The organism is Saccharopolyspora sp. NPDC045941 (assembly GCF_056431445.1).
Map to the genome: position 1 here is coordinate 165,885 of NZ_JBWKKU010000006.1, position 22,461 is coordinate 188,345.

Sequence of the window (22,461 nt, forward strand, 5' to 3'; positions counted from 1 at the left end):
TCAAGGCCCCCTCACTTGTACATGGTCTGGTTCATGGTTCCTGGCGCGTAGACGTCGGGATCGACCCAGACGTTGATCAGCGACGGCAGGCCCGACTCCCTGGCTCGGCGCAGGGCCGGGCCGATCTCGTCGGGGTCGCGGACCTCTTCGCCGTAGCCGCCGAGCATCTGGGCGAACTTGCTGTACTCGACGTCGCCGAGGGTGTTGCCGACCCGGCCGCGGTCCTCGCCGTACTTGGCGATCTGGCCGTAGCGGATCTGGTTCATCGACGAGTTGTTGCCGACGATGCCCACGAACGGCAGGCCGAAGCGCACCATCGTCTCGAAGTCCCAGCCGGTGAGGCTGAACGCGCCGTCGCCGAACAGGCACACCACTTCCTGGTCGGGGCGGGCGTGCTTGGCCGCCATCGCGAACGGCACGCCGACGCCGAGGGTGCCCAGCGGGCCGGGGTCCATCCAGTGCCCGGGCGCCTTGGGCTGGATGACCTGGCCGGAGAAGGTGACGATGTCGCCGCCGTCGCCGATGTAGATCGAATCCTCGGAGAGGAACTCGTTGATCTCGTGCACCAGCCGGTACGGGTCGATGGGGGAGGCCGTGGAGTGCTGGCGCGGCAGCCGCTTCTCGTAGGCCGCGGTCTCGACCTCGCGCAGCTCCTGCACCCACCCCTTCCGGCCGCTCGCGCCGTTGTCCAGCCGCCCGGAGGTGGCCTGGGCGAGCGCGGTGAGCACCGCGTCGGCGTCTCCGACGATGCCCAGGTCGATGTCGCGGTTGCGGCCGACGGTGCGGTAGTCCAGGTCGATCTGCACCACGGTGGCCTCGGGCGAGAGCCGGCGGCCGTAGCCCATCCGGAAGTCGAACGGGGTGCCCAGGATGATGATCAGGTCGGCGTTGTCGAAGGCGTAGCGGCGGGCGAGCTGGAAGTGCAGCGGATCCCCGGGCGGCAGCGTGCCGCGCCCGGCGCCGTTGCAGAACGCGGGCAGGTTCAGCTCGCGGACCAGCTGCACCGCCGAGTCCGTCGCCCGGCAGGTCCAGGTCTGGCTGCCCAGCAGGACGCACGGCTTCTCCGCCTTGACCAGCAGGTCGGCCAGCTTCTCGACGGCGTCCGGATCGCCTGCGGAGCGGGTGGTGGCGCGGTATCCGCCAGTGCCGGGGACGCGCGCCTTCGCCAGCGGCACCGACCCGTCGAGGATGTCGCGCGGGATTTCCAGGAACGACGGGCCGGGCGCGCCGTGGAAGCATTCCCGGAACGCCATCGACACCATGTCGGCGACGCGTTCGGTGTGCGGCACGGTGGCGGCGAACTTGGTGATCGGGTTCATCATGTCGACGTGCGGCAGGTCCTGCAGCGAGCCCATCTTGTGCTGCGACAGCGCGCCCTGGCCGCCGATGAGCAGCATCGGGCTCTCGGCCCGGAACGCGTTGGCCACGCCGGTGACCGCGTCGGTGGTGCCGGGGCCGGCGGTGACCACGGCGCAGCCGGGGCGCCCGGTGATCCGCGCGTAGCCGTCGGCGGCGTGCGCGGCGACCTGCTCGTGCCGGACGTCGATCACGTCGATGCCCTCGTCGACGCAGCCGTCGTAGATGTCGATGATGTGCCCGCCGCACAGCGTGAAGATGGTGTCCACGCCTTCGGCCTTGAGCGCCTTGGCGACGAGGTGACCGCCGGAGATCAGCTCGGTTCCGCCTGCTTGGTCGGGTGTCGTCTGGGCCATCTGCGCTCTCCTCCAAGCCGGTGCCTACGGTCGGCTCCATACTGCATACCGTATGAGGTGCTTTTCAGGCTTACCGCAGAACCAGGTGGGTGTCCATAGCCGGATCCGGCTCTCTGTGTGGCCCATAATTGTCCACAATGGAATTTTTCGGCGGAGTTCACGCTGGTCAGGCGCTCGCAGTGGGGCGATCGGGCGCATTGCGAGATGAGGTGAGGTCGGCGCAATCTTGCCGCGAGTGTCACATACTGTATACACTGCCTGCGATGGTCGCCCCGGAGCCGCCGCCGAACGGGCCGGCGAGCACGGGTTTCCCGCAGCGGGCAGCCGTTCGGCATCGGCTCTCCCGCTCGAAACCGGAAACGCCGACCGCGGCCGACCGCTTCTGCCGAACGCCGGAATGCGTTGTTGCAGAAGAGAACCCGCTCGACCTTCGGTATCGAGGAGGCGGCAGGAATGGGGTACACGAGGCTGACCGAGCCCCTGGTGCGCGACGGCGGCGACCTGCGGCCCGCGTCGTGGGAGGAAGCGCTCGACCGGGCCGCCGGGGGAATCGCGCGCACCGTCGAGGAGCGCGGGCCGGACGCCTTCGGCGTCTTCTCCTGCGCCCGCGCCACCAACGAGATGAACTACGTGGCGCAGAAGTTCGCGCGCGCCGTGATCGGCACCAACAACGTCGACTCCTGCAACCGGACCTGCCACGCGCCGAGCGTGGCGGGCCTGGCCCAGGTCTTCGGCAGCGGCGGCGGCACGTCGTCCTACCAGGAGATCGAGGACGCCGACCTGATCGTGCTGTGGGGCTCCAACGCCCGCGAGGCGCACCCGATCTTCTTCCACCACGTGCTCAAAGCCGTCAACCGCGGCGCCAAGCTGTACGTGGTGGACCCGCGGCGCACGAGCACCGCCAAGTGGGCGCACCGGTGGCTGCAGCTGCACGTCGGCACCGACATCGCGCTGGCGCACGCGATCGGCCGGGAGATCATCGCGTCCGGGCTGGTCAACCGCTCCTTCATCGACCGCGCCACCGGCGGCTTCGACGCCTACGCCGCCGAAGTGCGGCAGTGGACGCCGGAAGTCGCGGCGCTGGAAACGGGAGTGCCCGCCGAGCTCATCGAGGAACTCGCCCACGCCTACGCGCGCGCCGACCGCGCCCAGCTGTGCTGGACGCTGGGCATCACCGAGCACCACAACGGCACCGACAACGTGCTGGCGCTGATCAACCTGTCCCTGCTGACCGGGCACGTCGGCCGCTACGGCAGCGGCCTGAACCCGTTGCGCGGCCAGAACAACGTGCAGGGCGGCGGCGACATGGGCGCGATCCCCAACCGGCTGCCCGGCTTCCAGGACATCCTCTCGCCCGAGGTCCGCGAGCGGTTCGACGCGGCCTGGGGATCGAGCATCCCGCCGCGCTACGGCTGGCACCTGACGCAGATGTTCGAGGCGATGGACCGCGGCGACCTCACCGCGGTGTACGCGATCGGCGAGAACCCGGTGCAGTCCGAGGCCGACTCCGGCCGCACCCTCAAGCGGATGCGGAACCTGGAACACCTGGTGGTGCAGGACATCTTCCTCACCAAGACCGCGCAGCAGGCGCACGTCGTGCTGCCCGCCTCGGCGGCCTGGTGCGAGACGGACGGCACCTTCACCAACAGCGAGCGGCGGGTGCAGCGGGTGCGCAAGGCGCTGGATCCGCCCGGCGGGGCGCGCAACGACATCGACATCATCTGCGAGATCGCGCGGCGCCTCGGCCACGACTGGCACTTCGACACCGCAGAGCAGGTGTGGGAGGAGGTGCGGGCGCTCTCGCCGATGCACCACGGCATGTCCTACGAGCGGCTCGCGGAGCTCGGCGGCATCCAGTGGCCCTGCTTCTCCGAGGATTCGCTGGAACCGACCTACCTGCACAGCAGGCTGTGGGCGGACGATCCGGTCGCGCGCGGCGAGCCCGCGGTGTTCGCGCCGGTGCGGCACAGCCCGCCGGTCGACGAGCTCAGCGAGGAGTACCCGCTGCGGCTGACGACCGGCCGCCGGCTGGACTCCTACAACACCGGGGTGCAGTCGCAGGGCTTCAACTCGCCGATGCGGCGCGGCGAAACCCTCGACCTGTGCCCGGCCGACGCCGGGGCTTTGGGCGTGGCAGAGGGGGAGCGGGTGCAGATCTCCTCGCGCCGCGGCTCGATCGTCGCGCCGGTCCGGCTGGACGCCGGGCTCCGGCCGGGCCTGGCGTTCATGACGTTCCACTTCCCGGACGAGGTGGACGTCAACCTGATCACCATCGAGGCCACCGACCCGGTGGCGGGCACCGCCGAGTACAAGGCCTCGGCGATCCGCGTCGACAAGCTGTCGGCCGGAGCCCACCAGGAGGCGCTGTGGATCTGAAGCTGCTCAACGCCGCACCGACGGATGCCGAGCGCGCGGCGGTGGACGCGCTGCTCGGCCCGCCCGGAGGCAACGGGCATGGCCCGCCGGCGGGCCGGGATCAGCTGCTGCCCGCATTGCACGCGGTCAACGACCGGGTGGGCTGGATCAGCACGGGCGCGTTGAACCACATCTGCGAGCGGCTGGCCATCCCGCCTGCCGATGCCTATGGCGTGGCCAGCTTCTACGCGCTGTTCGCGCTGGGTCCGCGCCCGCCGCGGGTGGTGCACGTCTGCGACGACCTGGCCTGCATGGCGAGCGGATCGGCGCAGGTGTGCGCGGCGCTGGAGGCTTCGCTGGGTGCGGCGGGCAAGGATCACGACGGCGTGATGTGGCTGCGCAGCCCGTGCCTCGGCGTGTGCGAACGCGCTCCGGCCGCGCTGGCGTTCCAAGCGGGTGACCCGGCCCGCGCGCAACTGGTCGCCCCGGCGACCGGAAAGTCCACCGTGGATCTCGCGGGGGCCGGTCCGGTCGACGGTGATCGCGAGCCGCCGGTGCGGGACTCGGTGCCGCAGGCCGGCGATCCGCAGCTGCGCCTGCTGCGCCGGATCGGCGTGGTCGACCCGGAAAGCCTCGACGACTACCGGGCGCACGGCGGTTACGAGGCGCTCCGGAGAGCCCTGGACATCGGCGGGGCCGAGGTGATCCGGCAGCTCACCGAGGCGCGGCTGACCGGGCGGGGCGGCGCGGCGTTCCCGACCGGCCGCAAGTGGGAGGCCACGGCGGGCCAGCCGGTGCGGCCGCACTACCTGGTGTGCAACGCCGACGAGAGCGAGCCGGGCACCTTCAAGGACCGGGTGGTCATGGAGGGCGACCCGTTCGCCGTGATCGAGGCGATGACCATCGCCGGCTTCGCCACCGGCTGCGCCCGTGGCTACCTCTACATCCGCGGCGAGTATCCGCGGGCCACCCGCCGCCTGCGGAACGCGATCGCCCAGGCCCGCGAGCGCGGCCTGCTCGGTCGCGGCATCCTCGGCCGGGACGGCTTCGACTTCGACATCGAGCTGCGCCGCGGCGCGGGCGCCTACATCTGCGGCGAGGAGACCGCGATCTTCAACTCGATCGAGGGCTACCGAGGCGAGCCGCGCAGCAAGCCGCCGTTCCCGGTGGAGCGCGGCCTGTTCGGCAAGCCGACCGTGGTCAACAACGTCGAGACGCTGATCAACGTGCCGCTGATCCTGACCGGCGGCGGAGCGGAGTACGCGCGCACCGGCACCGAGCAGTCGACCGGGACGCGGCTGTTCTGCCTCTCCGGCAGCGTGCGGCGGCCTGGTGTCTACGAGGCCGCGTTCGGCACGACCCTGCGGGAACTGCTGGAGCTGGCCGGCGGAGTGCGCGACGGGCGGCGGCTGCGCGCGGTGCTGCTCGGCGGCGCGGCGGGCGGGTTCGTCGGGCCCGACCGGCTGGACCTGCCGTTGAGCCTGGAAGCCGTGCGGGAGGCCGGTACCACGCTGGGTTCCGGGGTGGTGCTGGTCTTCGACGACACCGTCGACCTGCCCGCGTTGTTGCTGCGCATCGCCGCGTTCTTCCGCGACGAGTCGTGCGGGCAGTGCGTGCCGTGCCGGGTCGGGACGGTGCGGCAGGAGGAGGCGTTGCGGTGGCTCGCGCGGGGCCGCGGCGACTGCGCGGACGACCTCGCGCTGCTGCGCGAAGTCGGCCAGGTGATGCGGGATTCGTCCATCTGCGGGCTCGGGCAGACGGCCTGGAACGCGGTGGAGTCCGCAGTGGAGCAACTCGGCGCGTTCGCAGCTGGAGGATCGCATGAGTGACGATTTCACCGCCGCCCGGGCGGATGCCGGGGGAGGTGCGGCATGACCGCCGTCGACATCGGGCTCCCGCGCCGCCTGGTCGAGTTCACTTTGGACGGTCGCACCGTCAGCGTGCCGGAGGGCTCGACGATCCTGGACGCGTGCACGGCGCTGGGCATCTCGATCCCCACGCTGTGCTGGGGAGACACGCTGCAACCCCGCAACGCCTGCCGGGTCTGCATGGTGGAGGTCGAGGGCTCGCGCACGCTGGTGCCGTCGTGCTCGCGGCAGGTCGCGCCCGGCATGGTGGTGCGCACCGACTCCGAGCGCACCCGGCGCAGCCGCAAGGTGGTGCTGGAACTGCTGGCGTCCTCGGCGGATCTGTCGACCACGCCGCAGGTCGGCGAGTGGATGGCCGAGTGCGGCGCGCGGCCGGAGCGGTTCGGCCCGCCCGAACCGCCCGCCGACGACCACGACGAACGCCGGCCGGGAGAGCACGAGGAGCCAGACGGCAGCGCGGCCGCGACGGTGCGGCAGGACGCGAAGGTCGACAACGACCTCTACGTCCGCGACTACGGCAAGTGCATCCTCTGCTACAAGTGCGTGGACGCCTGCGGGCAGCAGTGGCAGAACACCTTCGCCATCGCCGTCGCCGGGCGCGGCTTCGACGCGCGGATCTCCACCGAGTTCGCCCGGCCGCTGCCGGAATCCGCCTGCGTCTACTGCGGGAACTGCATCGAGGTCTGCCCGACCGGCGCGTTGAGCTTCAAGACGGAGTTCGACATGCGCGGCGACGGAACCTGGGACGAGTCGCGGCAGCAGCAGACCACGACGGTGTGCACGTACTGCGGTGTCGGCTGCAACCTCACGCTGCACACGCAGGACAACGAGATAGTCCGGGTCACCTCGCCGCACGACAGCTCGGTCGGCCACGGCAACCTGTGCATCAAGGGCCGGTTCGGCTGGCAGCACGTGCAGAACCGGGAGCGCAAGGGCGAGCCGTGACCGGGTCCGCTACTTGTCGCGGGGCTTCGCGCGGGTGTGCATCCGCTCGCCCTGCGGCCCGAACAGGCTGAGGATCTCCACCGGCGCCTCCCCGGTGCTGCCGAACCAGTGCGGCAGCCGCGTGTCGAACTCGGCCGCCTCGCCGGCCTTGAGCACGACGTCGTGGTCGGCGAGCACCAGCCGCAGCTTGCCGTTGAGCACGTACAGCCACTCGTAGCCCTCGTGCGTCCGCGGGTCGGGGTCGCTGCGGTCGGCGCCGATGACCATTTTGAAGGCCTGCAGCCCGCCGGGGTGCTGGGTGAGCGGCACCACCGTCATGTCGTGCTGCCGGATCGGCTTCAACCGCACCCGGGGATCGCCGACCGGCGGGGCGCCGACGAGCTCGTCCAGCGGCACCTGGTGGGCGTTGGCGATCGGCAGCAGCAGCTCCAGGCTGGGCTTTCTCTGTCCGGACTCCAGCCGGGACAGCACGCTGATCGAGATCCCGGTCGTCTCCGACAGCGCCGCGAGGGTGCAGTTGCGCTCCTGGCGGATGCGTTTGAGCCGCGGTCCGACGGCGGCGAGGACGTCTTCCATGTCCTTATTGCAGAAACAGCAACAAGGTTTGTCAAGTTCGCCGGGCCAGGCGCATGGTGGGTGCCATGAGGTCGGAAACGGTAGACGTACTGGTCATCGGCGGTGGCGCCGCCGGGTTGAACGCCGCGCTCGTGCTTGCGCGGGCCCGTCGCCGGGTGCTCGTGATCGACTCCGGCGAACCGCGCAACGCGCCGGCGCACCAGGTGCACGGATTCATCTCGCGGGACGGCACGCCGCCGGCGGAACTGCTGGCCACCGGTCGAGCGGAGGTCGAGAGCTACGGCGGCCGCGTCGAGGCCGGCGAGGTGCGCGCGGTGCGGCGCGACGGCGGGGAGTTCGGCGTCGAGCTGGCCGATCGCGTGGTGCGGGCGCGTCGGTTGATCGTGGCCACCGGACTGCGCGACGAGCTCCCGGAGGTCCCCGGCCTGCGGGAACGCTGGGGGCAGGACGTGCTGCACTGCCCGTACTGCCACGCCTGGGAGGTCCGGGACCAGCGGTTCGGCGTGCTCGGCTGGCAGCAGGCGGCCGTGCACCAGGCCCTGCTGGTGCGGCAGTGGTCCGACGACGTGGTGTTCTTCGCCGAGACCCTGGACGACGACAGCCGCGCGAAGCTGATCGCGCGCGGCGTCCGGATCGTCGACGGCGCGGTCGGCGGCCTAGAGGTGGCGGGCGACGAGCTGCGCGGAGTGCGGCTGGCGGACGGGACCGTCGAGGCGCTGACCGTGTTGTTCGTGCCGCCCCGGTTCGTGCCCAACGACGCGTTGCTGACCGGGCTGGGCTGCGAGCGCGGCGACGACGGCTGGGTGCGGGTCGATCAGGGCGGGCTGACCAGCGTGCCGGGGGTGTGGGCCGTCGGCAACGTGGTGGACCCGCGGGCCCAGGTGGTGAACGCGGCGGCGGCCGGCGGGAAGGCCGCGATCGCGGTGAACGCGGACCTGGTGGAAGCGGATCTGCTGGAGGTGGCGCGGTGAAGGACATCGACTGGGCGGCGATGGCCGACCTGCTGGAGCAGGAGGGCGAGACGCACGGACCGTACGTGCGGCAGGCCATCGGGGAACTGGAACACCTTGCGCCGCAACGGATCCTGGACATCGGCAGCGGTCCAGGGGTGGCGGCCTGCCTGCTGGCGGCGGCCTTCCCGAAAGCCGAGGTCACGGCCGTGGATGGGACACCGGAACTGCTGGCGCGCGCTGAGCGGCGGGCCGAGCGGTCCGGCGTCGAGGTGCGCACGCGGGTGGCCGAGTTCCCGGCGGGCCTGGACGGCCTGGAACCGGCTGACCTGGTGTGGTCGGGGCAGGTCGTGCACCACGTCGGCGATCAGCAGGCCGCGCTGGACCGGCTGGCCCGGCTGCTCGCGCCCGGCGGCGTGCTGACCATCGTCGAGGGCGGGCTGCCGGAGCGCTGGCTGCCGCGCGACCTCGGCTTCGGGCGTCCCGGCCTGCAGACCCGGCTGGACGCGGTCACGGCGGACCGGTTCGCCCAGATGCGGGCCGAGCGGCCCGGATCGGTGCGGGTGCTGGAGGACTGGCCCGGCATGCTGCGCGCGGCGGGCCTGACCGACGCGCGCAGCAAGACCTTCCTCGTCGACCGCCCGGCGCCCCTGGCCGACGGGCCGCGACGGTTCGTGCGCCGGTTGCTGGAGCGCCAGCGCGGGGCTTTCGCCGAGGTCCTGGACCCCGAGGACGTGGCCACGTTGGACAGGTTGCTGGACCCGGCCGATCCGGCGGGCATCGACCGGCGGCAGGACCTGTTCCTGCTGACGGCGAAAACGGTGTACTTCGGCCGCCGGCCGCAATCCTGATGTGCGCTCCGGGTGGCTACCGCGACCCGGAGCGCGCGCGGTGACCGTCGTCGAGCGGAGTCGGACGCCAGGCACGGGCGAGCTGGTCGCGCAGCAGCGCCTCGGGGCTGTCGTCGTCGCCGTTGAGCCGGTCGTCGAGCAGGATGGCGGTGTCGCAGCGGGCGAGCACGAGTCCTCTGACGATGATGTCCTCGCCATACCCCGCTCGCTCGGCGACGCGGGCGGCGGCGGGTGCGCCGACCGAGATGACGAGCCCGGCGACATCCGTTGCCGGATCGCCTGTTTCGGCGTCCGTCCAGTCCAGCACGCCGGAAATCGCGCCGGATTCATCGACGAGCAGGTGCTCACCCTTCAGATCGGCATGCAGCAGGACCTGCGCCTGCGACGGGCCGACCGGCAGGGCCAGCCGCTCCGGGGCGCAATCCGCCCGCAGGTGGTCCTGCGCCGCGAGCCGGTCGGCGGCTGCCCCCGCTTCGCGCACCAGCTCGGGGAAATTGCGCTCGGCAGCGGTCGGGACGCCCAGCTCGGCGGCGGTGGCGATGGGCACCGCCCGTAGCCCGGACAGCATCACCGCCAGGTCCCGTTCACCCGCCACGGACACCGGCTGCGCCTCCGCGGAGGTTCCGGGCAGGCGTTCGTCCACTGTGAACGCCAGGCCGGGTGCCCATTCGCCGGCGGCCGCCGAGCGGGGCAGCGCCACGCCGATGCGGTCGCGGAGCAGGTCGCGGACCGCGAGCTCGCGGCGCTGCCGGCGCGTCGATCCGGCGTCCGCGGCGAACCGCGCCACGTGCCGTTCGCCCACCGACCACGACAGGTGCTCCCCGCCCTCGTCGATCGGGCGCACCGCGAGCGGGCCGCGCAGCACCAACGCATCCGCGACCAGCGAAGCCACCTGCCGCGCGGTCAAGTTCGCCGAAGCGGTCACGCCGACTCAGCCCTCGGAGTTCTGCGCCAGGTAGGTCTCGCGGGTGTGCTCGGTGTGCTCGCGCATCAGCCGGGCCGCCCGGTCGGCCTCGCCCTTGCTGATCGCGTCGATCAGGGCCGAGTGCTCGTCCCAGGACTTCTTGCCCCGGGACTTGGCCACCGGCGTGTGGTACCAGCGGACCCGGCGGGCCACCTGGGCCGCGATCTCCTTGAGGATCTTGTTGCCGGACATCTCGGTGATCAGGTGGTGCAGTTCGGCGTTGGCCGCGACCACCTCGTCGACGTCGTCGGCCTTGAGGGCCTGGACGCCGCGCTTGTAGACCTGCTTGAGGCCGGCCACGCCCTCCTTGGTCGAGTTCAGCGCCGCCAGCCGGGCGGACTCGGCCTCCAGCAGCGTGCGGACGCTCAGCAGCTGGTCGGCCTCTTCCGGGGTCGGGCTGTGCACGAACGCGCCGTAGCCCGGCCGCAGGTCGACCCATTCGTCCTTCTTCAGCCATTGCAGCGCTTCGCGCACCGGCTGCCGGGAAACGCCGAGCAGCTCGGCGAGTTCCTTCTCGACCAGGTGCTGGCCGGGCTTGAGCTCGCCGGTGATGATGAGTTCCAGGATGGCTTCGTAGACGGTTTCCCGGAGCGGGACCGGGCGCGCGACCTGGCGCGCGGCGATGCCCTGCGGCAGTTTCGAGGTCAGCGACATGCGGTCAACTCCGGGGCTGGGCCAGGTCCGCCCGGCGGTCCTGGTCGATCGGTGCGCTTGCGGTCGGCGGCGGGTGTTTTGCCCGATGGCTTTAGCATACAGTATGCGTCGCTCCGGAACCCGCGGCGAAGCCCCGTCGGACGTGATCGTCCACAGGGGACGGATCGCTGGGCCGAACGGATGGAACGGCCTGGTGCCGCTGGACATGGCGTGCGCGGCGGGACTAGAACCACTGGTGCTGGGCCGAACAACGGCCCGCGGGGGACCAGCGATCCTCCCAGCCGGAGGCGCTCATGCACGTGCCTGCGTTGTTGTGGTTCGCGACGGCGGGAATCCTGCTCGCGCTGATAGCCCGCGATCTGGCCTCGGGCTGGCGTGCGCGGCCCGAACCGTCGCCGCGCGCCGACGCACTCGCCGTCGGCGGCTACCTCCTGCTCGCCGCGCTGTTCGGCGCTGCGGTGCTCGCCGTCGACGATGCCCGGAGCGCCGGGGCGTTCTTCGCCGGGTGGGGCAGTTCGCTGGCGGTGACGGTTGACGCGCTGGTGGTGTTCGTGCTGATCACCAGCGGGGCGCGGGACCGGCACCGAGTCGTGGTCCTCGGCGTGGCCGTTTCCGCGCTGGCCCGGTTCGGGCTCATCGCGTTCGGCATCCCGGGCGCCTCCGCCAACGCCTGGATCTCCGCGCTGTTCGGCGCCTGCGTGCTCGCGGCCGCGTGGCCGGTCTTCCGCCACGATGACGCGGCGACGCTCCCAGCCGTGCTGGGCAGGCCCGGGGCCGCACCGGCCGCGGCGGTGCTGGCGGCCGCTGTTCTCGCGCTGTTCTCGGTGTCGGCGGCGGAGACCGGCGGGGCGTACCTGGCGTTCTGCGCCGGCATGTTCTCCCTGCTCGGCTTCCACCGGCTGTTCCGCCTGGTCGCCGGCCTGGTCGACCGGATCCCGGACGCCTCGGCAGGGCTCGCGGTGGTGCTGGTGTTCATCGGAGTGAAGTCGGTGCTGGCCGGGGTGACCGGAACCGGGCCGGACGCGCAGGTGACGGTGCTGACGCTCGGGATGATCACCGTGGTCGCCGCGCTGAGCGCGATCACCGCGGCGCGCGCACCCTCGCCCTGACCCGGAATTCCCGCGGGCCGCCCGGCGTTCCGGAAGAACCACGAGATTCCGGTTGGAGGCCCGCGATGGCTTCGGAGGATCGGTTCGACGAACTGGACGTCTACTCGCGGACGGTGGCCGCCGTCGCGGCGGCGATCACGCCCAGCGTGGCGAGCCTGCACTCGTCCGGCGAATGGGGCGAGGCCGCCGGATCGGCGGTGGTGTTCACCGCCGACGGCTTCATGCTGACCAACGCGCACGTCATCGGCCGGGCCGGCGGCGGCACCGCGCGCTTCGCCGACGGCACCAGCGCCCCGTTCACCGTGGTCGGCACGGATCCGCTCTCCGACCTGGCCGTGGTCCGGGCGACCGGGGGAACACCGCCGCCGGTCCAGCTCGGCGACAGCGACCGGCTGGTGGTCGGGCAGCTCGTCGTCGCCGTGGGCAATCCGCTCGGGCTGGCCGGATCGGTCACCGCCGGCGTGGTCAGCGGGCTGGGCCGGTCGCTGCCCGTGCGCAGCGGGAACGCGGCCCGGATCATCGAGGACGTGATCCAGACCGACGCCGCCCTCAACCCCGGCAACTCCGGCGGCGCGCTGGCGGACGCGCGGGGCCTCGTGGTGGGCGTGAGCACCGCGGTCGCCGGGGTCGGCCTGGGCCTGGCGATCCCGATCAACGCCACCACCCGGCGCATCGTCGACTCGCTGGTCCGGGACGGCCGGGTCCGCCGAGCCTTCCTCGGCCTGGTGACCATCCCGGCGCCGCTGCCGGACGACCTGGCCGAGCGCACCGGGCAGAACACCGGACTGCGGGTGGTCGACGTGGTGCGGCAGAGCCCGGCGGCCCGGGCCGGGCTGCACCGCGGCGACCTGGTGCTGACCGCGGGCGGCAGCCCGGTGCGCGACGCGCAGGGCCTGCAACGGCTGATGTTCGCGGAGGCCATCGGCCGGCCGCTGCAGATCACGGTCACCCGCAACGGCGCGCTGGTCGATGTGATCACCGAACCCGTGGAGCTCCAGGACGGCCGGAGCCAGGCGGGCGGAGCGGGCCCGGCGGCATAGAGTCGGACAGTGCTCTCCGGATCCATCCCGGTCACGCCGGCGCTCGGCGTGGCCATCGCGTTGCTGCTGGTCACCGCCGCGGCGGTCGCCGGCCTGGGCGGGCTGGCGCGATACCGCGACGTGCTGTTCGCCGGCCTGCGCGGCGCCGTGCAGCTGCTCGTCGTATCGCTGCTGATCGCCTACATCGTCCGGTGGACCGCCCTGGCGGCGCTGTTCATAGTGCTGATGTTCGCGATCGCCGCGCACACCGCCGGGCGGCGGATCACCGGCGACCGCACGTGGCTGTGGGCGGCGCTGCCGATCGCCGCCGGCGTCGCCCCGGCGGTGCTGTTGCTCGTCGTCACCGGCGCGGTCCCGCTGACCGGGCTGGTGCTGATCCCGCTGGTGGGGCAGCTGATCGGCGGCGCGCTGGTGGCGACCGCGCTGGCCGGGCGGCGGCTGCTGGACGAGCTGCAGCAGCGGCGCGGCGAGGTGGAGGCCGCGCTGGCGCTGGGACTCGTGGATCGCGCGGCGCGGCTGGAGATCGTTCGGCCGGTGGCCGGCAGCGCCCTGGTGCCCGCGCTGGACCAGACCCGCACCGTGGGCACCGTGACGCTGCCGGGCGCGTTCGTCGGGATGCTGCTCGGCGGCGCGAGCCCCGTCCAGGCCGGGATCATCCAGCTGTACGTGCTGGTGGCGCTGCTGGCGGTGGAGTCGGTGGCGATCCTGGTCGTGCTGGAGATCGTCGCCCGTGGCGTGCTGACGCGCACCGGAGCGCGCCTATTCTCCCGGGTATGACGGACTCCCGGCGATGGCCCCTGCACGGCCGGGCCGCCGATGCGGCGCTCGCGCTGGTGGTCGCGGCGATGGTCGTGGGTTCCGGGCTGCTGCGGTTCCCCACCACGTTCGCCGACTTCCACCTGCTGGACGGCCTGCTGATCGCCGCCGCCTGCGCCGCCCTGCTCCTCCGCCGCCGGTTCCCGGTGCCGGTCGCGCTGTTCACGCTGGTGGCGTGCGGTTTCTACTACCCGCTGAGCACCTTCGACGGGCCGCTGGTGCTGGCGTTCGCCGTCGCGCTGTTCACGGTGGCGGCTGAAGGGCGCACCGCGGTGGCGGCGGTCCTCGCCGTCGCGGCGATGCTCCTGGTCGGCTACGGCGAGATGGGCTCCGGTCGGCGGCACCTCGACAACACTTCGGCGTACCTGCTGGCCGGGTGGCTGGTCGCGGCGGTCGCGATCGGTGGCCTGGTCCACAACCGGCGCGCCTATCTGCGCGAGGCCGAGCAGCGGATGCTGGCCGCCGAACGGGAGAAGGACGAGGAAGCGCGCCGGCGCGCCAGCGACGAGCGGTTGCGGATCGCGCGGGAGCTGCACGACGTGCTCGGCCACCACATCTCGCTGATCAACGTGCAGGCCGGGGCCGCGCTGCACCGCCTCGACGCCGATCCGGGCCAGGCGGAACCGGCGCTGGTGTCCATCAAGCAGGCCAGCAAGGACGCGCTGCGCGACCTGCGGGCCACGCTCGGCGTGCTGCGCCAGGTCGACGAGGCGGCACCGACCGCGCCCGCCCCGAGCCTGGCCCGGATCGACGCGCTGGTCGAGCAGGCCGGGGTCACCGGGCTGGCGGTGCGCACCGAACTCGCCGGGCCGGTCCGGCCGCTGCCGCCGGAGGTCGACCTCGCCGGCTACCGGATCGTGCAGGAAGCGCTGACGAACGTGACCCGACACGCCGACGCGCGCACGGCTTGCGTGCGGATCCGGTATTCCGATCATGATGTGCGGGTGGAGATCGACGACGACGGAGCCGGCGCAGCGGACCGGAACACCCACCGGGGCAACGGGATCCGGGGGATGGAAGAACGCGTGCAGGCGCTCGGCGGGGAATTCTCGGCCGGGCGGCGCCCGGCCGGCGGTTTCCGGGTGCACGCTCGCCTGCCTTGGAGGAACGCCACGTGATCCGGGTGCTGCTGGCCGACGACCAGACGCTGGTGCGCGCCGGATTCCGGTCGATCCTGGGCAGCGAGGACGACATCGAGATCGTGGCGGAGGCGCCCGACGGCGCCGAGGCGGTGCGCCGCGCCGCGGAGCTGTGGCCCGACGTGGTGCTGATGGACATCCGGATGCCGGACCTGGACGGGCTGGAGGCGACCCGCCGGATCGCCGCCGACCCGAAGCTGGCGGTGGTGAAGGTGATCATCCTGACCACCTTCGACCTGGACGACTACGTCTACGCCGCGTTGCGCGCCGGGGCCAGCGGCTTCCTGGTCAAGGACACCGAGCCGACCGAGCTGATCCACGCGGTACGGGTGGTGGCCCGCGGCGACGCGCTGCTCGCCCCGGCCATCACCCGGCGGCTGATCGCGGAGTTCGCCGACCGCGCCGACCGGCCGGCGCCACACCCCCGGCTGAACTCGCTCACCGACCGGGAGCGCGAGGTGCTGACGCTGGTGGCGCGCGGCCTGTCCAACGACGAGATCGCCGCGCGGCTGGTGCTCAGCCCGGCAACGGCGAAGACGCACGTGAGCCGGATCATGAGCAAGCTGGCCGCGCGCGACCGGGCGCAGCTGGTGGTCTTCGCCTACGAATCCGCGTTGATCACGCCGAGCTGGCTGGAGTAGCGCAACTCCAGGCGTAAGGGATCGCCCCTAGGGTGCAACCGCCGTGGTAGCCGAAGTGTCCGCTCAGGAATGACGACCCGGGGTGCACCTCGCGGCCAGTGTTGTCGGCGTGAATCCCGAGACCCTCGACCTGGCGCGCCTGCAGTTCGCCCTGACCGCAGGCGGCCACTTCCTGTTCGTCGCCCTGACCATCGGACTGGCGACGCTGGTGGCGTGCATCCAGACCAGGGCCACGCTGTCCCGGAATCCGGTGCACCAGCGGATGACCCGGTTCTGGGGCCAGCTGTACGTGATCAACTACGCCGTCGGCATCGTCACCGGGCTGGTGATGGAGTTCCAGTTCGGCCTGGCCTGGAGCGGGCTGACGCACCAGGCCGGCAACGTCTTCGGCGCGTCGCTGGCGATGGAGACGCTGGTCGCGTTCTTCGTCGAGTCGACGTTCCTCGGGCTGTGGATCTTCGGCTGGGGCCGGCTGAACCGCTGGGTGCACCTCGGGCTGATCTGGGGCGTCACGATCACCGCGTACGCCTCGGCCTACTGGATCATGGTCTCCAACGGATTCCTGCAGAACCCGGTGGGCTACGAGCGGGTCGGCGACGAGCTGCGGCTGGCCGATTCCTGGGCGGTGCTGACGAACCCGGCGTCGATCGCGGCGTTCTGGCACATCCTCGGCGGAGCGCTCGTCACGGCAGGCTTCTTCGTCGCCGGGATCAGCGCCTACCGCCTGTTCCGCCGCGACCCGGAGGCGGACCTGTTCACCAAGTCGCTGCGGATCGGGGTGTTCACCGCGCTTCCGGCGTTGTTCGCGACCGCGACCGCGGGCGGGATCCAGTTCGACGTGCTCGGTGACTACCAGCCGATGAAGCTCGCGGTGTGGGGCGGCCGGCAGGCGGAGATCGCCCGGTTGCAGGCGGAGCGGGTCGCCCGCTTCGGTGCCGGTGACTACGTGCCGCCGGAGGCGTGGGTGAGCGCCGGCGGTTCGGCGATGATGGCGGCGTTCGGGTTCATGTTCCTGCTGCTGTTCCCGAGCGCGCTGCTGGCCCTGTTCCGGCCGGTGGTCCGGCGGTTCCGGCCGTGGCACCTGCTGCTGGTGGCGGCGATCCCGCTGCCCTACGTCGCGATGCTCGCCGGCTGGGTGTTCCGCGAGATGGGCCGCCAGCCGTGGGTGATCAACGGCGTCCTGCTCACCCGGGACGCGGTCTCCGACGTGTCACCGGCGGCGATGCGGGCATCGCTGGTGGCCTTCACCGTCCTCTTCGGACTCCTGCTGGTGGTGAACTGGGTGCTGCTGCTGCGCCAGGCCGGTCGCGCGCCCGACCAGGTCGCCCTGGGCCGCCCGGAGGCCGGAACCTGCCCGACCCCGATCACCGCGTCGCTGTGAGGAGACCGCTGTGGAATTGCTGGCCGTCGTGGCGCTGGGCGTTTTCGCCCTCGGCTACTTCTTGTTGGGCGGTGCGGACATCGGGGTGGGCATGCTGCTGCCGGTGCTGGGCCGGGACGCGGCGCAACGCCGCCTGGTGATCGCCGCCATCGCCCCGTTCTTCCTCGGCAACGAGGTCTGGCTGGTGGCCACCGCCGGCGTCCTCGTCGGCAATTTCCCCGAACTGGAAGGAGAACTGCTCAGCGGCCTGTTCCCGGCGGTGGTGCTGCTGCTGTGCGGCTGGATCCTGCGCGACATGGGGCTGTGGCTGCGCGGCCGGGCGGATGCCCGGGCCTGGTGGGCGATCTGCGACGCGACGATCACCGGCGGCAGCTGGGCGGTCGCGCTCAGCTGGGGCTGGATGTTCGCGGGCCTGCTGGCGGGCCAGATCCACGCCGTGGCCACTGGGCCCAGCGCGGTGCTGGCGGCGGTCGCGATCGCGGCGGTGTTCGCGGTGCACGGGCTGGCCTTCGCCGCGCTTCGGCTGTCCGGGCCGCTGCACCAGCGGGCGAGGGCGTTGTTCGGGCGCGGCGACGAGCGGCGGGCGTTCGCGCTGACGTCGGCGGCGATGGTGGTGCTGTGCCTGGTGGTGGGAATCCGGCTACCGCTGCTGGACAACGTCGCCGATCCCGGCACGCTGGGCCTGCTGCTCCCGGCGATGCTGGTGATCACGCCGCTGCTGATCGCCGCGCAGGCCTACTCGTGGTGGGTGTGCCGGGGCCGGGTGGAAAGGCCGTCGTACCTGTGAACGAGCGACTGCTGGGCCTGCTGCCCCGATCCGTCCTGATCGCCCTGGCCTGCCTGGCGCTGGCGCAAGGCGCGCTGATCATCGCGCAAGCCGATCTGCTGGCCCGCGCCATCGCCCGGCTCGACCCCGGCTACCTGCCGTGGCTGGCGGGCGCGGTCGCGCTGCGGGCCTGCGCCGCGTGGGCCGGTGGTGCGCTGATCCAGCGCGCCGCGGCGGACGCGACGGCGGCGGTGCGCCGCGACTTGCTGGCCCGCGCGGGCTCGCAGCGGTCGAGCGGATCGTTCACCACGCTCGTCACCAGGGGGCTCGACGCAGTGGATCCCCTGCTCACCGGCGTGGTCCCGCAGTTGGTGGTGGCGGCGTCGGTGCCGCCGCTGGTGCTGGTGCGGCTGGGCTTCGCGGACTGGTCCTCGGCGCTGATCGTCGCCGTGACCATGCCGCTGATCCCGTTGTTCGGCGCGGTGATCGGGCTGCGCACCCGCGACGTCACCCGTCACCAGTGGGCGCACCTCCGGCGGTTGGGCGGGCACTTCCGGGACGTCCTGGCCGGGCTGACGACCCTGCGGGTCTTCCGACGGGCCGAGCACCAGGCGGCGGTGATCGGGCGGATGGCAGATGAGCACCGACGGGCGACGATGGGAGCGCTGCGCGTGGCGTTCCTGTCCGGCTTCGTGCTGGAAGTCGTGTGCTCGCTGGCGATCGCGCTGGTGGCGGTGCCGATCGGCCTGCGCCTGCTCGCCGGCGGCCTCCACCTCGAAACCGCCCTGCTGGTGCTGCTGCTGACGCCGGAGGCGCTGATCCCGCTGCGCGCGCTGGGCACCCGGTTCCACGCCGGGGCCGAGGGGATGGCCGTGGTCGAGGAGGCGTTCGAGATCCTCGACCGCCCAACGGGTGCGCCGGGCGGCCGGTGCCCCGCGACGGCGGGCGAGATCAGGTTCGACGAGGTGACGGTCCGCTTCCCCGGCCAGGAAACCCCGGTGCTGGACCGGGTTTCGTTCGTGGTCCGCCCGGGGGAGCGGGTCGCGCTGGTCGGGCCCAGCGGCGCGGGCAAGTCCACGGTGCTCCACCTGCTGCTGGGCTTCGTGGCGCCGGAGAGCGGGCGGATCCTCGTCGACGGCGTCGACCTGCGGGATCTCGACATCGACCGGTGGCGACGCGGGGTGGCATGGGTGCCGCAGCACCCGCACCTGTTCGCCGCGACCGTGGCCGACAACATCCGCCTCGGCGCACCGGAGGCATCGATGGAGCAAGTGCGCGAGGCGGCCCGCGCCGCGCACGCCGCGGAGTTCGTCGAACGGCGCCCGGAGGGCTACCGGTCCCGGCTGGGCGAGCGCGGGGCGGACCTGTCGGCGGGGCAGCGGCAACGCATCGCCGTCGCCCGCGCCTACCTGAAGGACGCGCCGATCGTGCTGCTGGACGAGCCCACGGCGCGGCTGGACCTGCACAGCGAATCGGCCTTGGCGGCATCGGCGGCGACGGTGCTCAGCGGCCGCACGGCCATCGTGGTCGCGCACCGCCCCGCCCTGCTCGCGACGGCCGACCGGGTCATCCGGATTCGCGGCGGCGTCGTCGAATCCCCGGCGGAGGTGGCGGCGTGATCGCGATGCTGCGGCTCGTCCGCGCGCCGCGGCTGCTCGCCGCGGTGGCGTGCGGAATGGTTGCCGAACTCAGCGCCGTGGGCCTGATGGCGTTGGCGGCCTGGCTGATCACCCGCGCCGCGGAACAGCCCGCACTGTCCGCGCTGAGCCTGGCGATCGTCGGCGTCCGAGCCTGCGCGCTGGCGCGCGGCACGTTCCGCTACCTGGAGCGGCTCGCCGGGCACGACGCCGCGCTGCGCGTGGTCGCCGAGCTCCGGCCGAAGGTGTTCCGGTCGAGGCTCGGGCGACCGCCGATGCGCGACGGTGACGCACTGGCGCGCCTGATCGCCGACGTGGACAGCGTGCAGGAGTTGCTGCTGCGCTGCCTGTCACCGGCGGCGATAGCGCTCGTCGTGGGCGCGTCGTCGGCGCTGGTGTGCCTCGCGGTCGCCCCGGCGGCCGGGTCGGTGCTGGTCGCGGGCCTGCTGCTGGCTGGTGTGGCGTTGCCGCTGCTCGCGCTGCCGATGACGGGCAGGAATCTGGCTGCGGCAGCGGAGGATCGTGCGCTGCTCGCGGTGGCCAGTGCGGATCTCGTCGACGGCGCAAGGGAATTGGCCGCGTTCAACGCCACCGCCGGGGCGACGGCCCGAGCCGGGGAGCACATGGCGCGGATCGCCCGCCGAGAGCGGGCTTCCGCCCGGGCGGCCGGCTTTCTGACCGCGGCCGGGATCGCGGTCCAGGGCCTGACCGCGGTGGGCGCGACGTGGCTCGCGCTGGTCGACGGCCGTCAGCAGGTCACGGCCGCGGTGGTGGGATTCCTGGCGCTGGCGGCATTCGAGCCGGTTCTGCCGCTCATCGAAGCCGCGCGCAAGTACGCCGAACACCGTCCGGCGTTGCGGCGGGTCGCCGAGCTGGTGACCGTCGCGCCGAAGCCGGATCCGCAGGCGAACGCGGGAAGGCTCGCCCTCCACGACGTGTCGGTGCACTACGCGGCTCCGGCGCTGAGCGGCATCGACCTGGTCATCGAGCCGGGCCGGACGGTCGCGATCGTCGGCGCCAGCGGGGCGGGCAAGAGCACCGCGCTCGGCGTCATGACCGGGCTGGTCGAGCCGTCGACCGGGCGGGTCGAGCGCCCGGAAACCCGTGCGGTGACCCAGGACGCGCACGTCTTCGACACCACCATCCGGGAGAACCTGCGGCTGGCCGCGCCGGATGCCACCGATGAGCAGCTGGCGCGCGCCTCGGCGCAGGCCGGACTGCTCAGCTGGATCCGCAGCCTGCCTGCGGGGTTCGACACGCTCGTCGGCGAGAGCGGCCAGGACATCTCGGGCGGCCAACGGCAGCGCCTGCTGCTGGCCCGGGCGCTGCTGGCCGACCCGCCCGTGCTGCTCTTGGACGAACCGGGCGAATCCCTGGAGACCCGGCTGGCCGACGAACTGCTCGCCGGTGTCCTGCGCGCGCGATCCGGCCGCACGACCGTCGTCGTCACGCACCGGCTGGCCTGCCTGCCGGAGTTCGACGAGGTGCTCGTCCTGGATCGCGGCCGTATCGTGCAACGCGGCCCGCACGACGAACTGGTGGCGGTCCCCGGCCCCTACCTCGACCTCTGGGAGGCGGAGCTGCTCGTCGGCGCCCGGTGATCGTTTGGTTGAAACGTTGACTGAATCGCCGCCGCGGCGCAGGATGATCGTTCACCGGACGCCGGGAAGAGGGGTGCAGCCGCGTTGACCCAGCAACGCCCAGCGGGCTTCTTCGCCGACCGCACGATCGGCGGGCTCGCCGAAGCACTGCGCGGCGGCGAGGTGACCGCGGTCGAACTGGCCCGTGCCGCCTTGGCGTCCATCGGAGAGCTCGACGGCGAGCTCAACGCCTTCGTGACCGTCGACCGCGACGGCGCGCTGAAGGCCGCCGAGAAGGCCGACGCCGAGCTGGCCGAAGGCGTCGACCGGGGGCCGCTGCACGGGATCCCGGTGGCGGTGAAGGACATCATCGACGTCGCCGGCCTGCCCGCGACCATGGGATCGGCGCACTTCGCGGCGAACGTGTCCACATCGGACGCCGAGTGCGTGCAGCGGCTGCGCGACGGCGGCGCGGTGCTGGTCGGCAAGACCACGACGCACGAGTTCGCGTTCGGGGCCAGCGGTGACAGCTCGCACCAGGGGCCGTCCCGCAACCCGCACGACCCGAGCCGGGTCACGGGCGGGTCCAGCGGCGGCAGCGGGGCCGCGGTCGCGGCCGGGATGGTGCCGCTGGCGCTGGGCACCGACACCGGCGGCTCGGTGCGCATCCCGGCGGCGATGTGCGGGGTGGTGGGTTTCAAACCGGCGTTCAACGCGATCCCGACCGACGGCGTGTTCCCGCTGTCGCAGTCGCTGGACCACGTCGGCGTGCTGGCCAGGACCCCGCAGGACTGCCGGACCGGCTACCGGGTGCTGGCCGGGCTGCGCAACACCGTCAGCCGCGAAGCGGGGGAGACCGCGAGCATCGGCTGGATCGACCCGGGCACGCTGCACCCGACCGATCCGGTCGTCGCGCGGACCGCCCGCGCCGCCCTGGACCTCGACGGCCTGGAGGTGCGCGACGTCGAGCTGAGCGATCCGGCCGTCCTGCACAAGGCCTTCGCGGGCATCCAGTACAGCGAGGCGTACGCGATCCACGCCGAACGGGTGGCGCAGAACCCGCAGCTGTTCACGCCGGACGTCCTGGAACGGCTGGAAGAAGCCGCGAAGACCGCCGGCTGGCAGCACGTGCGGGCGGTCGCGGCCCGCGACCGGTGGCGCGCCGAGATCGACGGCCTGCTCACCCACGTCGACCTGCTGGCGCTGCCGACGACCTGCGTGGTCGCGCCCGCCATCGGTCAGCGCGAGATCGACATCGACGGCGCCGCCGCGACGGTCCGCGGCGCCCTGGTGTCGCTGACCAAGACGTGGAACGTGGCGGGCATCCCGGCGGTGTCGGTCCCGGCCGGCACCATCGGCGACCTCCCGGTCGGCGTCCAGCTGGCCTGCCGGCCCGGGCGCGAAGACCTCTTGCTGGCCATCGCGGCCCGGATCACCGACGCCGCACGATGACCGCCAGGCGCGGTTTCGCGAGGAC

The 22,461-nt window shown here is 72.6% G+C and carries 19 protein-coding genes; 15 read left to right on the top strand and 4 right to left on the bottom strand.

Annotated elements, in window-relative coordinates; all coding sequences use genetic code 11:
* Positions 1–11: 11 nt before the first annotated feature.
* Positions 12–1,712, bottom strand: a complete 1,701-nt coding sequence (locus tag AC07FN_RS07075) for a thiamine pyrophosphate-binding protein (protein WP_478394774.1) — start codon at positions 1,710–1,712, stop codon at positions 12–14.
* Between the two features lie 453 nt (positions 1,713–2,165).
* Between AC07FN_RS07075 and AC07FN_RS07080 the strand changes: the two genes are divergently transcribed.
* Genes AC07FN_RS07080 through AC07FN_RS07090 form a run of 3 tightly spaced genes read left to right on the top strand, consistent with a single transcriptional unit; the run spans position 2,166 to position 6,880 of the window.
* Complete coding sequence (locus tag AC07FN_RS07080) at positions 2,166–4,088, top strand: molybdopterin oxidoreductase family protein (protein ID WP_478394775.1); 1,923 nt, start codon at positions 2,166–2,168, stop codon at positions 4,086–4,088.
* Positions 4,079–5,896: an NAD(P)H-dependent oxidoreductase subunit E gene (locus tag AC07FN_RS07085; protein WP_478394776.1), complete on the top strand. Its 1,818-nt coding sequence runs from the start codon at positions 4,079–4,081 to the stop codon at positions 5,894–5,896. The genes AC07FN_RS07080 and AC07FN_RS07085 overlap by 10 nt, the downstream gene beginning before the upstream one ends.
* 42 nt (positions 5,897–5,938) lie before the next feature.
* Complete coding sequence (locus tag AC07FN_RS07090; protein WP_478394777.1) at positions 5,939–6,880, top strand: 2Fe-2S iron-sulfur cluster-binding protein; 942 nt, start codon at positions 5,939–5,941, stop codon at positions 6,878–6,880.
* 9 nt (positions 6,881–6,889) lie between these two features.
* On the opposite strand, the gene AC07FN_RS07095 is transcribed toward AC07FN_RS07090, so the two are convergent.
* Positions 6,890–7,456, bottom strand: coding sequence for a helix-turn-helix domain-containing protein (locus AC07FN_RS07095; protein WP_478394778.1), 567 nt, complete (start codon positions 7,454–7,456; stop codon positions 6,890–6,892).
* Between the two features lie 65 nt (positions 7,457–7,521).
* Here AC07FN_RS07095 and AC07FN_RS07100 point away from each other — a divergent pair, with 65 nt between their 5' ends.
* Positions 7,522–8,427 (top strand): NAD(P)/FAD-dependent oxidoreductase, encoded by a 906-nt coding sequence (locus tag AC07FN_RS07100; protein WP_478394779.1) that lies wholly within the window; start codon positions 7,522–7,524, stop codon positions 8,425–8,427.
* Positions 8,424–9,257 (top strand): class I SAM-dependent methyltransferase, encoded by an 834-nt coding sequence (locus AC07FN_RS07105; RefSeq protein WP_478394780.1) that lies wholly within the window; start codon positions 8,424–8,426, stop codon positions 9,255–9,257. The genes AC07FN_RS07100 and AC07FN_RS07105 overlap by 4 nt, the downstream gene beginning before the upstream one ends.
* A 16-nt stretch (positions 9,258–9,273) precedes the next feature.
* Here the strand turns inward: AC07FN_RS07105 and AC07FN_RS07110 are convergent, their stop codons facing one another.
* Together AC07FN_RS07110 and AC07FN_RS07115 are read right to left on the bottom strand one after the other, a co-directional pair.
* Positions 9,274–10,182 (bottom strand): aminoglycoside phosphotransferase family protein, encoded by a 909-nt coding sequence (locus tag AC07FN_RS07110; RefSeq protein WP_478394781.1) that lies wholly within the window; start codon positions 10,180–10,182, stop codon positions 9,274–9,276.
* Between the two features lie 6 nt (positions 10,183–10,188).
* Positions 10,189–10,875, bottom strand: a complete 687-nt coding sequence (locus tag AC07FN_RS07115) for a GntR family transcriptional regulator (protein WP_478394782.1) — start codon at positions 10,873–10,875, stop codon at positions 10,189–10,191.
* A 293-nt stretch (positions 10,876–11,168) separates the two neighbouring features.
* Here AC07FN_RS07115 and AC07FN_RS07120 point away from each other — a divergent pair, with 293 nt between their 5' ends.
* From AC07FN_RS07120 to AC07FN_RS07165, 10 genes are all read left to right on the top strand, one after another.
* Positions 11,169–11,984: a TerC family protein gene (locus tag AC07FN_RS07120; RefSeq protein WP_478394783.1), complete on the top strand. Its 816-nt coding sequence runs from the start codon at positions 11,169–11,171 to the stop codon at positions 11,982–11,984.
* A gap of 65 nt (positions 11,985–12,049) precedes the next feature.
* Positions 12,050–13,024, top strand: a complete 975-nt coding sequence (locus tag AC07FN_RS07125; protein WP_478394784.1) for a S1C family serine protease — start codon at positions 12,050–12,052, stop codon at positions 13,022–13,024.
* A gap of 9 nt (positions 13,025–13,033) precedes the next feature.
* A complete protein-coding gene (locus tag AC07FN_RS07130) occupies positions 13,034–13,801 on the top strand; it encodes an ABC transporter permease (RefSeq protein WP_478394785.1) in 768 nt (255 codons plus the stop codon).
* Positions 13,798–14,958, top strand: a complete 1,161-nt coding sequence (locus tag AC07FN_RS07135; RefSeq protein ID WP_478394786.1) for a sensor histidine kinase — start codon at positions 13,798–13,800, stop codon at positions 14,956–14,958. Before AC07FN_RS07130 ends, AC07FN_RS07135 begins: the two co-directional genes overlap by 4 nt.
* A complete protein-coding gene (locus AC07FN_RS07140; RefSeq protein WP_478394787.1) occupies positions 14,955–15,620 on the top strand; it encodes a response regulator in 666 nt (221 codons plus the stop codon). The genes AC07FN_RS07135 and AC07FN_RS07140 overlap by 4 nt, the downstream gene beginning before the upstream one ends.
* 109 nt (positions 15,621–15,729) lie before the next feature.
* Positions 15,730–17,001, top strand: coding sequence for a cytochrome ubiquinol oxidase subunit I (locus tag AC07FN_RS07145; RefSeq protein ID WP_478394788.1), 1,272 nt, complete (start codon positions 15,730–15,732; stop codon positions 16,999–17,001).
* Between the two features lie 10 nt (positions 17,002–17,011).
* Entirely contained in the window at positions 17,012–17,788 is a 777-nt protein-coding gene (locus tag AC07FN_RS07150) for a cytochrome d ubiquinol oxidase subunit II (RefSeq protein ID WP_478394789.1), read from the top strand.
* Entirely contained in the window at positions 17,785–19,386 is a 1,602-nt protein-coding gene (cydD, locus tag AC07FN_RS07155; protein ID WP_478394790.1) for a thiol reductant ABC exporter subunit CydD, read from the top strand. The genes AC07FN_RS07150 and cydD overlap by 4 nt, the downstream gene beginning before the upstream one ends.
* Positions 19,387–19,391: 5 nt before the next feature.
* Positions 19,392–21,005, top strand: a complete 1,614-nt coding sequence (cydC, locus tag AC07FN_RS07160; RefSeq protein WP_478394825.1) for a thiol reductant ABC exporter subunit CydC — start codon at positions 19,392–19,394, stop codon at positions 21,003–21,005.
* Between the two features lie 84 nt (positions 21,006–21,089).
* Positions 21,090–22,436, top strand: a complete 1,347-nt coding sequence (locus tag AC07FN_RS07165; protein ID WP_478394791.1) for an amidase — start codon at positions 21,090–21,092, stop codon at positions 22,434–22,436.
* Positions 22,437–22,461 lie beyond the last annotated feature (25 nt).